At 63.3% G+C, this 12,911-nt stretch carries 14 protein-coding genes; 6 read left to right on the forward strand and 8 right to left on the reverse strand.

What is annotated here, in order from left to right; all coding sequences use genetic code 11:
* The first annotated feature begins 13 nt into the window (after positions 1–13).
* A complete protein-coding gene (locus NKH95_RS24275) occupies positions 14–919 on the forward strand; it encodes a LysR family transcriptional regulator (RefSeq protein ID WP_352793004.1) in 906 nt (301 codons plus the stop codon).
* A gap of 75 nt (positions 920–994) precedes the next feature.
* Here NKH95_RS24275 and NKH95_RS24280 read toward each other — a convergent pair whose 3' ends face one another.
* Both NKH95_RS24280 and NKH95_RS24285 read right to left on the reverse strand, forming a co-directional pair.
* Positions 995–1,309 (reverse strand): hypothetical protein, encoded by a 315-nt coding sequence (locus NKH95_RS24280; RefSeq protein WP_352555724.1) that lies wholly within the window; start codon positions 1,307–1,309, stop codon positions 995–997.
* Positions 1,310–1,441: 132 nt separating this feature from the next.
* Positions 1,442–1,891: a GatB/YqeY domain-containing protein gene (locus NKH95_RS24285; protein ID WP_013530126.1), complete on the reverse strand. Its 450-nt coding sequence runs from the start codon at positions 1,889–1,891 to the stop codon at positions 1,442–1,444.
* A 278-nt stretch (positions 1,892–2,169) separates the two neighbouring features.
* On the opposite strand from NKH95_RS24285, the gene carA reads away from it, so the two are divergent.
* A complete protein-coding gene (gene carA, locus NKH95_RS24290; RefSeq protein ID WP_031212679.1) occupies positions 2,170–3,387 on the forward strand; it encodes a glutamine-hydrolyzing carbamoyl-phosphate synthase small subunit in 1,218 nt (405 codons plus the stop codon).
* A gap of 88 nt (positions 3,388–3,475) precedes the next feature.
* On the opposite strand, the gene NKH95_RS24295 is transcribed toward carA, so the two are convergent.
* Positions 3,476–3,724 (reverse strand): hypothetical protein, encoded by a 249-nt coding sequence (locus NKH95_RS24295; protein WP_352793003.1) that lies wholly within the window; start codon positions 3,722–3,724, stop codon positions 3,476–3,478.
* Here NKH95_RS24295 and NKH95_RS24300 point away from each other — a divergent pair.
* Complete coding sequence (locus NKH95_RS24300; protein ID WP_023809687.1) at positions 3,723–4,103, forward strand: helix-turn-helix domain-containing protein; 381 nt, start codon at positions 3,723–3,725, stop codon at positions 4,101–4,103. The genes NKH95_RS24295 and NKH95_RS24300 overlap by 2 nt on opposite strands.
* Before the next feature lie 73 nt (positions 4,104–4,176).
* Here NKH95_RS24300 and NKH95_RS24305 read toward each other — a convergent pair whose 3' ends face one another.
* From NKH95_RS24305 to ypfJ, 3 genes are all read right to left on the reverse strand, one after another.
* Positions 4,177–5,085, reverse strand: a complete 909-nt coding sequence (locus NKH95_RS24305) for an aldo/keto reductase (protein ID WP_502895327.1) — start codon at positions 5,083–5,085, stop codon at positions 4,177–4,179.
* The gene (locus NKH95_RS24310; RefSeq protein ID WP_352775838.1) at positions 4,974–6,110 is read right to left on the reverse strand and encodes a TCR/Tet family MFS transporter; all 1,137 of its coding nucleotides are present in this window, start codon (positions 6,108–6,110) and stop codon (positions 4,974–4,976) included. Before NKH95_RS24310 ends, NKH95_RS24305 begins: the two co-directional genes overlap by 112 nt.
* 154 nt (positions 6,111–6,264) lie before the next feature.
* Positions 6,265–7,185: a KPN_02809 family neutral zinc metallopeptidase gene (ypfJ, locus tag NKH95_RS24315; protein ID WP_023809690.1), complete on the reverse strand. Its 921-nt coding sequence runs from the start codon at positions 7,183–7,185 to the stop codon at positions 6,265–6,267.
* Positions 7,186–7,373: 188 nt separating this feature from the next.
* Between ypfJ and NKH95_RS24320 the strand changes: the two genes are divergently transcribed.
* Positions 7,374–9,473, forward strand: a complete 2,100-nt coding sequence (locus tag NKH95_RS24320) for a hypothetical protein (protein WP_352775841.1) — start codon at positions 7,374–7,376, stop codon at positions 9,471–9,473.
* Between the two features lie 83 nt (positions 9,474–9,556).
* On the opposite strand, the gene NKH95_RS24325 is transcribed toward NKH95_RS24320, so the two are convergent.
* A complete protein-coding gene (locus NKH95_RS24325) occupies positions 9,557–9,745 on the reverse strand; it encodes a hypothetical protein (protein ID WP_352440442.1) in 189 nt (62 codons plus the stop codon).
* A 94-nt stretch (positions 9,746–9,839) separates the two neighbouring features.
* Positions 9,840–10,292, reverse strand: coding sequence for a manganese-binding transcriptional regulator MntR (mntR, locus tag NKH95_RS24330; protein ID WP_352775845.1), 453 nt, complete (start codon positions 10,290–10,292; stop codon positions 9,840–9,842).
* A 234-nt stretch (positions 10,293–10,526) separates the two neighbouring features.
* Here mntR and NKH95_RS24335 point away from each other — a divergent pair, with 234 nt between their 5' ends.
* Positions 10,527–11,891, forward strand: a complete 1,365-nt coding sequence (locus NKH95_RS24335) for an Nramp family divalent metal transporter (protein WP_352556103.1) — start codon at positions 10,527–10,529, stop codon at positions 11,889–11,891.
* 87 nt (positions 11,892–11,978) lie between these two features.
* The gene (locus tag NKH95_RS24340; protein WP_023809695.1) at positions 11,979–12,821 is read left to right on the forward strand and encodes a protein-L-isoaspartate O-methyltransferase family protein; all 843 of its coding nucleotides are present in this window, start codon (positions 11,979–11,981) and stop codon (positions 12,819–12,821) included.
* The last annotated feature ends 90 nt before the right edge of the window (positions 12,822–12,911 follow it).

The raw sequence follows: 12,911 nt of genomic DNA on the forward strand, positions 1-12,911 counted from the left end.
AATAAAAACCGACATGGCCGAATTTACCCTCCACGACCTTCAATGCTTCGATGCGGTGATTCGCACCGGAGGCTTTCAGCCTGCGGCGGCCGTGCTGCATCGCTCGCATCCGGCGGTGTTCGCTGCCGTCGCCAAGCTGGAGCGACAGCTCGACCTTTGCCTCCTGGACCGCAGCGGCTATCGCGTGCGTGCAACCGAGGCAGGGCTGTCGTTCCACCGCCGAGCGCTATCGCTGCTGCGCGAGCTGGACGGTTTGCGCGTCCATGCCGCCCAGTTGGCGATGGGTGAAGAAAGTGAGATCCACGTGGTGATAGGCGACCTGTGCCCGCGCCCGCATGTGCTGGGCATGCTCGGGCGGTTCTTCGCACAGTGCCCCGGCACGCGCCTGCATCTGCATTTCGAAGCGGTCGGCGGCCCATGGGAGCGTCTCTTCGACGACGAAGCCGATCTGATCCTGCACTGGGTCGACAAGGGCGATGCGCGGGTGGAATGGGTCGATCTGTGCAAGGTGTCCTTCATTCCCGTGGTGGCGCCGGGCTTTCTGCCCGAGCGTATCGAGCAGCCGATCACCCTGGACCAGATGCAGGCACTCACCCAATGCGTCATGCGCGACAGCGCCCGCCATTCGCCACAACAAAACTATTCGCTGATCGAAGGCGCGCCGCAATGCCTCGTCGCCGACCAGGGCATGAAGAAGGAGATAATCCTGCAGGGCCTTGGCTGGGGCCACCTGCCCCGCTTCCTGATCGAGGAAGAACTGCATGACGGGCGCCTGCAATCCATTGCCGGCCGCCATCTGCCGGGCCGCACCGACGAACTGGTGGTGGCGCGGCGCCGCGACCGGCCGCATGGGCCGATCGCCAACCGGCTGTGGGATCATATCCAGCAGGAAGCGCCGGCATTGCGCCGTGCATTGTAGCCGAGGAGGCCCGGACAGATACCGACCAACCAGTCGCGAAAGGCGCAAGTGGACCTCTCGGGTCCCGTCCAGCGATCACTTCTTGACATACGCTCCAGGCTGGCGGCCGCTCTTCGGAGCCTTGGCGTCCTTTGAACGCTCCGCGATAGCGGGGCCGGCCCCGGACGTCTTTTCGGTTGCGGCGCTCGGCGTGCCTTGCCTTGGCGGGTTTTGTCCGTCCGACTGGCGGGTTCGGTCTTCCACTTCGCCCACCCGGCGGGTGAGCCCGATGCCGCCGGCGGGCTTCTTGTTGGCGGCCGCATCCTGGGAGAATTCATCGGAAGCGTCGGCATCGGTCTTTGCCGGATATTTCGTCGCACCGGTTTCATAGCGGGTTTCGTTCTCAGTCATGACATCTCTCCAGTTGCATGACGGATAAACATCTCGGCGGTATCCGAGTTCCACTCCTGGACTTCGATTCCGGACGAATCTGGGTTCCGGGAGCGGGCGGTCGGCCACCCAAGCGACGAGATGAGCAGCACCCTACTGCAGCAGACCCTTGACGATGCCGCTCGCCTTGCCGAAATCCATCTGGCCGGCATATTTCTGCTTCAGTGCGGCAATCACCTTGCCCATGTCCTTCTGGCTGGCCGCACCCGTCGCCGCGATCGCCTCACGCGCCGCCGCTGTTACCGCCGCATCGTCCAATTGTGTCGGCAGGAAGGTGCGGATGATCTCCATCTCGCCGCGCTCCTGCGCGGCGAGCTCCGGCCGTTTGCCGTCGTCGAACGCTTTGGCGGATTCCTCGCGCTGCTTCACCATCTTGGCCAGGATCTGCAGGATCTCCTCGTCGCTGGCCGGCTCCTTCCCCGAACCGCGATTGGCGATGTCGCGATCGTGAATGGCGGCTTGGATCAGCCGCAATGTCGGCAGCCGGTGCTTGTCCTGCGCCTTCATCGCGCTCTTCAGGGATTCGGCGATTTTGCCGCGCATGATGCATTCTCCTTCGATCGGCGCGGACAATAGCGCCGGGGGCGAGCCAAGGCAAACCCTGATATGCCGGGGCAAGCCACTGATTTTGCTAGGCGAAATAAAACATGGCGGCATTTCGCATGATCATTGACCGCTCTGCCCCCTTCCCCTATGTACTGGGCCTTGCATGAACGGAAATTTGACTGCGTGGAGGCCGCGAAAATCGCCGCTTCGCGCCGTTTGCCGCGCAGATGGCCCGCCGGGCCGGTTGCAGCGGGCAGCCCGATAGGAGTGCCGCCATGGCCGAGATGACCGCCGCCTCGACGCCCGCCTGGACCACTGAAAAGCCGACCGCCCTTCTGGTGCTGGCCGACGGCACCGTCATCGAAGGTCGCGGCCTCGGCGCCACCGGCTCCGCCGTCGCCGAAGTCTGCTTCAACACGGCGCTGACCGGCTACCAGGAAATCCTCACTGACCCTTCCTATGCCGGCCAGATCGTCACCTTCACCTTCCCGCATATCGGCAACATCGGCACCAATGACGAGGACATCGAGGATCTCAATCCGGCCGCCCGCGCCGGCGCCGTTGGCGCCGTGTTCAAGGCCGATGTCACCGACCCGTCCAACTACCGCGCCGGCGCTGGTCTCGACCAATGGCTGAAGAAGCGCGGCATCGTCGCCCTGTCGGGCATCGACACCCGCGCGCTGACCGCGCTGATCCGTGAAAGGGGCATGCCCAACGCCGTCATCGCGCATGCGCCCGATGGCGTGTTCGACCTCGACGATCTGAAGCGCCGCGCCGCCGCATGGTCGGGGCTGATCGGGCTTGACCTCGCCAAGGAAGTCACGTCGGGCCAGTCCTCGGTCTGGCGCGAGACGCCCTGGGTGTGGAACGAAGGCTTTGGCGAGCAGACCGAACCGACAATGCACGTCGTCGCCATCGATTATGGCGTCAAACGCAACATCTTGCGCCTGCTCGCCGGCCTCGGCGCCAAGGTCACGGTGGTGCCGGCCAAGACCGGCGCCGAACAAATCCTTGCCATGCAGCCGGACGGCATTTTTCTCTCCAATGGCCCCGGCGACCCGGAAGCCACCGGTGACTATGCCGTGCCGGTCATCCGGGATCTGTTGAAGACCGACATCCCGGTGTTCGGCATCTGCCTCGGCCACCAGATGCTGGCACTGGCGCTGGGCGGCAAGACCGCCAAGATGCACCAGGGCCATCACGGCGCCAACCATCCGGTCAAGGACCACACCACCGGCAAGGTCGAGATCGTCTCGATGAACCACGGCTTTGCCGTCGATGCCGACTCGCTGCCATCGGGCGTCGAGGAAACCCACGTCTCGCTGTTCGATGGTTCGAACTGCGGCATCACGCTGACCGGCCGGCCGGTGTTCTCGGTCCAGCATCACCCCGAAGCCTCCCCCGGCCCGCAGGATTCGCACTACCTGTTCCGCCGCTTCGTCAATTTGATCCGCGAAAAGCGCGGCGAGGAATTGCTGGCCGAACGGGCCTGATCCTTTGAGGATCGGCTGTTAGCTATAATATCGCTTAACGCAAAGCGATAAATGTGCGATATTATTTGTTGTGAAGACGATCATCCTTTCAGTATCGGCGGCTCGCGATCTCGATAACCTGCAGGCGGATGTCCGCGAGCAGGTTTCCGAAGGTTTGATCACTTACGCCGTCAGCGGTCGTGGAGATGTAAAGCGTCTTGCCGGCCGGAACGGTTATAGACTGCGTATCGGCCGCTACCGCGTCATATTCGACGAAGACCGCACCACGATTCTCGCGATCTACATCGCAAGCGTGAAACGACGACCTATAGCAGGCCATAGGACAGGACATCATCATGAACGCCCCGCAAATCATCAAGACCTCAACCGGCGAAGAACTGGTCGTCATCCCGAGGGCCGACTACGAGGCATTGCTGCATGCCGCTGAAGAAGCCATGGATGCTGCGGATGTGGCGATCTACGATGAACGGAAGGCCGAGCTCAAAACGGAAAAGCCCCTGCCCGCTGCCGTGACCATGGATATCCTGCGGGGCTCGAGCCGGCTCAAGGCGCTGCGCAATTGGCGCAACCTGACCCAAGCCGATTTGGCGACTGCTATTGGTGTCAGCCAGGGTTTCCTGTCCGACCTCGAATCCAATCGTCGCAAACCATCGCCGCAGACCAGTGCCATGCTGGCAAAGACGCTGGATATCCCCGGCGAATGGATCGAAACCTAGAGCAATCCCGGGAAAAGTGTGAAACGGTTTTCCGTCCGGGAATTGCGTCAAACAAAGACTCTAGTATCTCGTCCTACGCCACCGGCCGGCCTTCGCTGGCTTCCAGGATGGCGAACCATTGCTGGCGGTCGAGGCTGATCTCCAACGCCTTGACCATGGCGGCCAGCCGTTCCGGCTTCATCGAACCCAGCACCGGCACCAATCGGGCCGGATGGCGCAATAGCCAGGCGATCGCGACGGCAGCCAGATCGCCGGCTCCGATCTCGGCGGCCACCGCAGCAAGCGCTGCCCGCACCCGCGCCTCGCGCCCCTCCTTGCCGGTGAACAGCGAGCCGCCCCCGAGCGGCGACCAGATCATCGGCGCATAGGCAAGGCGCTGCGCGTGGTCCAGGCTGCCGTCGGTCAATGCGGCCGTTTTCAGCACCGACATTTCGATCTGGTTGGTGGCGAGGGCGAACGGCAACCGTGAGGCCAGCAGATCGAACTGCGACGGCGTGAAGTTGGAGACGCCGACCGCCCTCACCTTGCCAGATGTGACCAGCTTGGCAAGAGCTGCCGCCGTCTCGTCGGCATCCGTCAGCGGGTCGGGCCGGTGCAGCAGCAACAGGTCGATATAGTCGGTGCCGAGATTGGCAAGCGACCGCTCCACCGACGCAACAATATGGCCGCCACCGGTATCGTAGTGCTTCAGCCGGTTGTCCGGCCGGTTTGGCGACTTCAGCATGATATCGCATTTCGAGATCAGCTCGATGCTGTCGCGCTTGCCTTCCCAGCGCGCCAATCCCGCACCGAAGGCCGCTTCCACCTCGTAGTTCCCATAGATGTCGGCATGATCGAAGCTGGTCAGGCCGAGATCGACGGCGGTGCCGATCAGCCGTGCGACCTGATCGGCATCCGGGCGGGCGGCGCTGAGATCGCCGTATAGAGCAGCGGCGTGATGATCGAGGTGATCGAGAAGATCGAGGTCATCGCCCCCTGCAATTCGCCTTGCGCCGATGGCGGCACTTTGGCGGCGGCGAGGCTCCTCAGCGGTGGATCGGCCAGCGCTTCCAGACAGCCGACGACGATCACCGCATAGATCATCCAGCCTTGCGACGCGAAGGCATAGCCGAAGGCGCTGGCTGCCGTGAATGTCAGGCCGATGACCGCCGTCTTCCACTCGCCAAGCCTCGGGATCACGCGCGGCAGCACCGTCGCCATGACGATCGCACCGCACAGGCCGAAGGCGCCGAGCGAGAAGCCGATCTGCTGCTCGCTCCAGCCATAGCGATAGCTGGAGACGAACGACCAGACCGCCGGATACATCATGTGCCCGAGCGTCATCAGGAAGAAGACAAGCCCGATCCAGCCGATGCCTTGATATTGGCGCATCTGGAGCAGCGTGCCGACCGGGTTGGCGCGTTTCCACTCGAAGCGGCGGCGATGCTTGTCATCGAGCGTTTCCGGGAGGAAAAACAACGCAATGAGGAAATTCACGAAGGCGAGCCCGGCGGCGAAATAGAACGGCACGCGCGGCCCGAACGTACCGAGCAGCCCGCCGAGAACCGGCCCGATGACGAAGCCGACGCCAAACGCGATACCGAGCAAGCCGAAATTCTTTGCCCGGTTCTCATTATTCGAAATATCGGCGATGAAGGCTGAAGTCGTCGAATAGCTGGCGCCTGAAATGCCGGCCAGCACACGCCCGATGAACAGCATCGGGTAGGACCAGGCGACCGCGCAGATCAGATTGTCGATGGAGAAGGTCAGCACCGATGCGAGCAGGATCGGCCGCCGCCCGAACCGGTCGCTCAAGCCGCCCATGATCGGCGCGAAGACGAACTGCATCGCCGCATAGACGAAGAACAGCCAGCCGCCTTCGATCGCCGCGCCGCTGATGCTGACCCCGGTCAATTCCCTGAGATAGGCCGGCAGCACCGGCATGATCATGCCGAAGCCGATAATGTCGAGCAGCAGCGTGGTGAAGACGAGCGCAAGGCCCCGTCTGGCGGTTTTAGGGTCGATCATGCAGGATCAAGCTCCTCTGCTCGCCCTCAGGCGCAGGCGGACGCACTTATAGGCGAGCCCGCCGCAAGGAACAATGTGGGAACAGGCTGATTCTATTCATCCTGACACCCCCTGACGGCAGCATCGCCGGCAGGTGAAGCTCGAAAACGGTCTGTCAGATCGGCCCACTCAGCGTGTTGCACTCCGACAGCTTGCCGCTCTTGTAACCACGCGCCAGCCAGGTCTGCCGCTGCTGCGAGGTGCCGTGGTTGAAGCTTTCCGGCACAACATAGCCTTGCGTCTTCTTCTGCAGCGTGTCGTCGCCGATCTGCTTGGCGGCGTTCAGAGCGCTCTCGATGTCGCCCTGCTCCAATATGCCTTTCTGCCCGGTGTAATGCGCCCACACGCCGGCAAAGCAGTCGGCCTGAAGCTCGATTCGCACCGACATCTGGTTGGCTTCGACCTCGCCCATGCTTTGCCGCATCTGGTTGAACTTGGACATGATGCCGGTCAGGTTCTGCACGTGGTGGCCGACCTCATGCGCAATCACATAGGCGCGGGCGAATTCGCCCGAGGCGCCGAACTGCTGGTCGAGCTGCTGGAAGAAGGTCATGTCGAGATAGACCTTGTGGTCGCCGGGACAATAGAACGGTCCGGCCGCCGCGGAAGCGAAGCCGCAGGCCGAGCGGACCTGGCCGGAAAACAGCACCAGTTTCGGATCCTCGTAGGTTAGGCCCTGAGATTTGAAGATGCCGGACCAGGTGTCCTCGGTCTCGGCCAGCACGGTGGCCACGAACTGCTTCATCTCGTCATTGGCCGGTGTGGCACCGTTGTCCTGTCCGCTGTTGTCGGTGATCTGGCCGCCGCCGCCCGGCAGCAGGCCGCCGTCGCCGCCACCCAGGATCGTCGACGGATCGAAGCCGAAATACCATCCGGCCAGCACCACCAGGATGACGAGGAAGATGCTGCCGCCGCCACCGGTGCGGCCGCCGATCGGAATGCGGAACTGGCCACCGCCGCCGCCGAGTCCGCCACCGCCGCTGTCGCTGCGGTCGTCCTCGATATTGTCACTCTGACGACGGCCCTTCCAGAGCATGGCAACTCCTCGTGCAGCAACTTCCCCGTTGTTCCGGGGCAACAAACAATTATCCCAATGGTTGCGCCAAGTCACAGCATTTTTCGATGGCCTTTTTGGCCATACGGGTCGCCTTGCGGCCAAGCTCGTTGCGGCGAGCGGCTCGGCGTTGCAATCGTCCCCATGGCCGAGACTATCGAAGACCGTTAATGTCCGTTTCTCTGGGAAGCGAGGGGCGCTTGCGGACGATCGGCCAATTCCTGCTGTTGCTGACGGCATTGACTTGTTTCGGCATCGGGTCCGCCCGTGCCGCCACGCTCGATTCCAGCGTTGCCGTCACCGATCCCGCCACCTTGCAGGCGCTGGAGCGTGGTGGCCTGTCGATCAGCCGCCTGCTGGGCCCGGCACTCGGCCTCACCCGCGAGGTCGACAATCGCGGCCTGTTTTCGGTGCCGGCGCTGGCCACGGTGCGCGACACAGTCAAGCGGCAGATAGCCGACGAGCCGAAGACCAGCCCCGACCCCTATGTTGCTGCCATGGCGAAGTCGAAGGACACCAGCCAGAAATTCAATCCGAAATACATCGATGACGACGGCTCGACGCTGGACCTGACCGGCGTCGTCAACCGCATGGACCGCGGCTATCTCGGCCACACCGAATGCGGCGAAATCCGGCTGATCTACCGTTTCCACTATTCGGTCGCGGAAAAGCCTGTGAAGGGAAAGGCGGGCCAGCGCATTTCCTCGCGCCTGCCGCTGACCATGAGCCTGGTGTTCAACGCCAAACCCAGGCAGGCACAAGCGCGCGCCTCGAAGGACCTGCCAAGCGCCACTGACGTGTCCTGCGCCGATGTTGCCCAGCGCTGGCTGGCAGCTGGAAAAAAAGACCTGCCACCCGACCAGCTTGCCGCCTGGCTGCGCTCCGACGAAGGGCCGCTGTCAGGCACCATGCTGAATTCGTCGCAGATCATGCGGCTCGAACTCAACATGCAGGTGCTCAGGCTGTCGGCCTCGACGCGGCGCGATTTCGGCGGCCATGCCGAATATCTCCTGAAGATCTTCAAATGGGATCCGGCTGCGTCCAGCTTCTATGAAGCGAAGATGGAAAACCAGATCGACCGCGCCATTGTGCTGGCCGACAAGCCGTCCTTCGCCAAATGGCTGCTCACCGACCGCAACATCTACGACCTCGACCATGGCCGGCTGGTGATCGACGAAAAGTTCCTGGCCAGGAGCGCCGTCTCCGTCGCCCCCGGCGGTCTCAGCCGGTCGCAGAACAACATCGTCTACGGGCTGGTCGACGACGCGGACATCGACAAGGCGCTGAAGAACTATGTCGCCAGGGGCAACACACTCTCGACCATCAAGTCGGTGGCCGGCTTCAACTTGCGGCTCAACGAGATGAGCTGCACCGGCTGCCATCAGACGCGTGGCATTGCCGGTTTCCACTACACCGGCGCAGATCCGGTGAGCGAGCCGCGCCGCAACGCCGTCTTCGTGCCGGGCTCGGCCGTGTTCTTCGCCGACCTGCCGCGCCGCCGCGCCATCGTCGAGCAGTTCGCCGCCGGCAGTCAGCTAGACTTTACGCGCAGCTTCGCCGCCCGTCCGGACGCCAGATATGCCGAGGCGCTGAAGGGCACCGACCTCTACAATGGCTGGGGCTCGATCTGCTATCGCGGCGAGGATGCAAGTTTCAAGGACTGGAGCTGCGGTGCGGGCCTGCGCTGCGCCGGTGTCCACGAAAGCGCCTTCCATCCAGGCTTCGGCACCTGCGTCAGCGAAGCAGGCACGGTGGTCGGCGACCCCGTCGAGTTCGGCGAGATCAAGATGTCGAGCTGGGGCAGCGACCAGTATTGCCGCCTGTCGCCGGCCACCGCCAAGGCCTGCGCCATCGACTCCGCGAAGGACAAGAAGCCGCTGGTCAAACTCGCCGGCTATGGCGCCGCGCGCCAGCGCTACGACAATCCGCAGCAGAAGACCGGCGGCTTTCCCGGTGGCATGCTGCGCAAGGCAAGCTGCGACAAGCTTCCCGACGAAGCAACGTGCGGGCGTCTGGCCAAGACCGGCTTCAACGACTGCATCGCGTCGGGCAAGGACCACAAATTCTGCACGAAGGAATTTACCAAGACCGCCGGCCTACGAGCCTGCGACAAGGCGCATCCCTGCCGCGAGGACTACATCTGCACCGCAGGCTATGACGATCTGGCGGAAGCGAAAGCTGGCAAAGGCACCTGCATTCCGCCCTATTTCATCTTCCAGTTCCGCGTCGACGGCCACCCGCGCAGCTGGGTGCAGGACGTCCGCGAGTGAGGGAACGGTTTGTTGAAAGCGCCGCCACCACGTTCCGGCAGACGGCGTTCGCCCAGAACAGCTGACGTCAACCTGACAGACGTCTAATCTTCCTGCTTGGCGCCGGCGCTCTTGCCGTCGGAGCTCTTCGAACGTTCCTCGAAACGAGCCGCGCCCTTTTTCAACGGATGGCCGGTCTCCGCTTCGGTCTTGCGCTCATCCCTGGCCGCCGCCTGTTTCAGTCCCTCGGCAGCCTGCTTGCCCTTTGCGGTCGGTGCCTGTTCAACGCCCATCGCTTCCTCCCTTGCCGCTCGCCTTGCGCGGATGTCAGACCCAACGTGCTCAGCGTGCGAGGGTTCCGGTGGCTGGGGAAATCCAGGCGGAAGCTCAGCGCACTGCTGTCATGGCCTTGCGGAAGGCTTCCAGCGTCTCGGCGCTGACATGGTGCTCGATGCCCTCGGCGTCGATGCGCGCCGTCTCGGTGCTGACACCGAGCGAGCGCAAAAAGGCTTCCACCGTCTGGTGGCGGATGCGGCTCTCCTCGGCGACCTTGCGGCCGGCATCGGTCAGGAAAACGCCGCGATAGGGCTTTCGCGACACCAGCCCGTCGGCGCACAGCCTGGTCAGCATCTTGGCCACCGTCGGCTGGGCGACGCCAAGGCGTGCGGCGATGTCGACCTGGCGCGCCTCGTTGCCGTCCTCGATCAGATCGGCGATCAGCTCAACATAATCCTCGACCAGCGCGCTGCGGCGCGCTTCGCGCTGCTGCCGGAATCCCTCCGAATGAATTTCGGCGTCGAGCAGCGGCTCACGCGGGACTGGTCTGTTCTTCGGCGCCAATACGCGCTCCTCCCGAGGCTATCACCCGTCCACGCTTTCATAGCACGGGCTCTGATTCTTCAGGCCGTTTATTTGCATTCCGCCACAGGTGCAACCAGCGCTTCCGATTGCCGTTTCACCCGATGACCGCCAGCCGCCTAAAAGCAACGACAATGAAATATAGCATATTGCATAATGTTGAGCCATGGCATAGCTTGAGGCAACATCGTCCAGTCCCGCGGAAAGCCCTCCTTCATGTCTGAAGCCGAAGCCACAGCCTCCCGTTCCTCATGGCGGTTCGCCAGGCCCGACGAGGACGAGCAGCCCAGCCTGCGCGAAGTCAATTCCTCCATCGCCGTGCCGAACTCGGGCGTCTGGTTCCGTCGCCTGTTCGCCTTCATGGGTCCCGGCTACATGGTCTCGGTCGGCTATATGGACCCGGGCAACTGGGCGACGGATCTCGCCGGCGGCGCGCAGTTCGGCTACACGCTGCTGTTCATCATCATGCTGTCCAACCTGATGGCGATCCTTTTGCAGGCGCTGGCGGCACGGCTCGGCATCGCCACCGGCCGCGACCTCGCCCAGGCCTGCCGCGCCTACTATCCCCGTCCAGTCAATTTCGTGCTGTGGATCGCCTGCGAACTGGCCATCATCGCCTGCGATCTGGCCGAAGTCATCGGCACGGCGATCGCGCTGCAACTTCTGTTCGGCATTCCGCTGATCGGCGGCGCCATGCTGACGGCGCTCGATGCCTTCCTCGTGCTGCTGTTGATGAACAAGGGCTTCCGCTATCTCGAAGCCTTCGTCATCGCGCTTTTGATCATCATCTTCAGCTGCTTCGCCATCCAGATCTTCGTCGCCGCCCCGCCGGCCGGCTCGATCCTGCATGCCATGTTCGTGCCGTCGTCGGAAATCGTCACCAATCCGGCGATGCTCTACATCGCCATCGGCATCATCGGCGCCACCGTCATGCCGCACAATCTCTATCTGCACTCCTCGATCGTGCAGACCCGTGCCTATGAGCGCACCGACAAGGGCAAGCGCGATGCCATCAAATGGGCAACGACGGACTCGACCATCGCCCTGATGCTGGCGCTGTTCGTCAACGCCTCGATCCTCATCGTGTCGGCGGTCGCCTTCCATAACACCGGCCATCAAGACGTTGCCGAGATCGGCCAAGCCTTCGAGCTGCTGTCGCCGCTGCTCGGCCTCGGCATCGCCTCGATCCTGTTCGCGGTGGCGCTGCTGGCTTCCGGCCTCAACTCCACGGTGACGGCGACGCTTGCTGGCCAGATCATCATGGAAGGCTTTCTGCGCCTGCGCATCCCCAACTGGGCACGCCGACTGCTGACGCGCGGCCTCGCCATCATCCCGGTGGTGGTCGTCACCGCGCTCTATGGCGAAAAGGGCACCGGCCAGTTGCTGGTATTCAGCCAGGTGATCCTGTCGATGCAGTTGCCCTTCGCAGTCGTCCCGCTGGTGCAATTCGTCTCCGACAAGAAGAAGATGGGCAATCTCGCCATTCCGCGCGGCGTCGCCGCCCTTGCCTGGGTGGTCGCCGCAGTCATCCTGGGGCTCAACTTCAAGCTGCTCTACGACACCCTGTTCGGGATCGGCTAAGCTCCGCCTCGCCGGGAAATCGACTACCCTCTGCGCAGAGGGTAGCCTCGCGACAAATTGGCAATCCGCGCTATGTTGTCCCGCAGCATGGCCCGGATCGAAGACATCAGGAAATTCTACGCGCGGCTGCTGGTCGCCAATGCCGGCTCGCCCGACCCACGCCTGGAAGCGGCTTTCGCCGAGGTGCCACGCGAAGCGTTTCTTGGTCCCGGGCCGTGGACGGTCATCGCCGGCAACGGCAAGGTCACGACGCCGAGCGCCGACCCGGCTCATATCTATCAGAACGTGCTGGTGACGCTCGACGACGACAAGGGCATCAACAATGGCGAGCCCTTCCTGCACGCCATGTGGATCGGAAAGCTTGCGCCTAAACCTGGTGAGGCCGTCACTCATATCGGCGCCGGCACCGGCTACTACACCGCCGTGCTGGCCAGGCTGGTTTTACCAGGCGGCACCGTCACCGGCTTCGAACTCGACGAAAAACTGGCCGATCTGGCGCGCAAAAATCTCGAAGCATATGGCAATGCAACGGTCGTCCATGGCGATGCGGTGACGACGCCCCTGCCGCCATCCGACATCATCTATGTCAATGCTGGCGTCGCAGCGCCACCAGCAGGGTGGCTGAAGGCGCTGCGACCTGGCGGCCGCATGATCTTCCCCTGGCGCCCGGCCGAGCGCGTCCCACTGGCGGTGATGGTGATCCGCACGCAAAAAGGCTTCGCCTGCGATCCGTTCATGCGATCGTGGTTCATTCCCTGTGTCGGCGCCTCGCTCGCAGACTCAGCGTCGAGGATCCCGACGCGCGAGCAGGCCGCGCGCAGCCGCTCGATCTGGCTGGTCCAGGACAGGGCACCGGACGACACCGCCACCGCCATATCGGGCGATGTCTGGTTCTCGTCGGAAGATCTCCACCCCGGGCCTCGCAAATGATGGTGGTTTGCCAAAATTTCATATGTCCTGTCGGACCGGTGGCTCGTCGCCCGTCCTTGGGCTGAAGTCCGGCCACGACGGCGTGGATCG

It is taken from the genome of Mesorhizobium sp. M0848, assembly GCF_040319805.1.
Classification (GTDB): Bacteria; Pseudomonadota; Alphaproteobacteria; order Rhizobiales; family Rhizobiaceae; genus Mesorhizobium.

What these genes read in the sequence shown, in the direction of transcription:
- NKH95_RS24275 (WP_352793004.1), top strand. Translation starts at nt 14, where the DNA reads ATGGCCGAATTTACCCTCCACGACCTTCAATGCTTCGATGCGGTGATT.
- NKH95_RS24280 (WP_352555724.1), bottom strand. Translation starts at nt 1,309, where the DNA reads ATGACTGAGAACGAAACCCGCTATGAAACCGGTGCGACGAAATATCCG.
- NKH95_RS24285 (WP_013530126.1), bottom strand. Translation starts at nt 1,891, where the DNA reads ATGCGCGGCAAAATCGCCGAATCCCTGAAGAGCGCGATGAAGGCGCAG.
- carA (WP_031212679.1), top strand. Translation starts at nt 2,170, where the DNA reads ATGGCCGAGATGACCGCCGCCTCGACGCCCGCCTGGACCACTGAAAAG.
- NKH95_RS24300 (WP_023809687.1), top strand. Translation starts at nt 3,723, where the DNA reads ATGAACGCCCCGCAAATCATCAAGACCTCAACCGGCGAAGAACTGGTC.
- NKH95_RS24295 (WP_352793003.1), bottom strand. Translation starts at nt 3,724, where the DNA reads ATGATGATGTCCTGTCCTATGGCCTGCTATAGGTCGTCGTTTCACGCT.
- NKH95_RS24310 (WP_352775838.1), bottom strand. Translation starts at nt 6,110, where the DNA reads ATGATCGACCCTAAAACCGCCAGACGGGGCCTTGCGCTCGTCTTCACC.
- ypfJ (WP_023809690.1), bottom strand. Translation starts at nt 7,185, where the DNA reads ATGCTCTGGAAGGGCCGTCGTCAGAGTGACAATATCGAGGACGACCGC.
- NKH95_RS24320 (WP_352775841.1), top strand. Translation starts at nt 7,374, where the DNA reads ATGTCCGTTTCTCTGGGAAGCGAGGGGCGCTTGCGGACGATCGGCCAA.
- NKH95_RS24325 (WP_352440442.1), bottom strand. Translation starts at nt 9,745, where the DNA reads ATGGGCGTTGAACAGGCACCGACCGCAAAGGGCAAGCAGGCTGCCGAG.
- NKH95_RS24335 (WP_352556103.1), top strand. Translation starts at nt 10,527, where the DNA reads ATGTCTGAAGCCGAAGCCACAGCCTCCCGTTCCTCATGGCGGTTCGCC.
- NKH95_RS24340 (WP_023809695.1), top strand. Translation starts at nt 11,979, where the DNA reads ATGGCCCGGATCGAAGACATCAGGAAATTCTACGCGCGGCTGCTGGTC.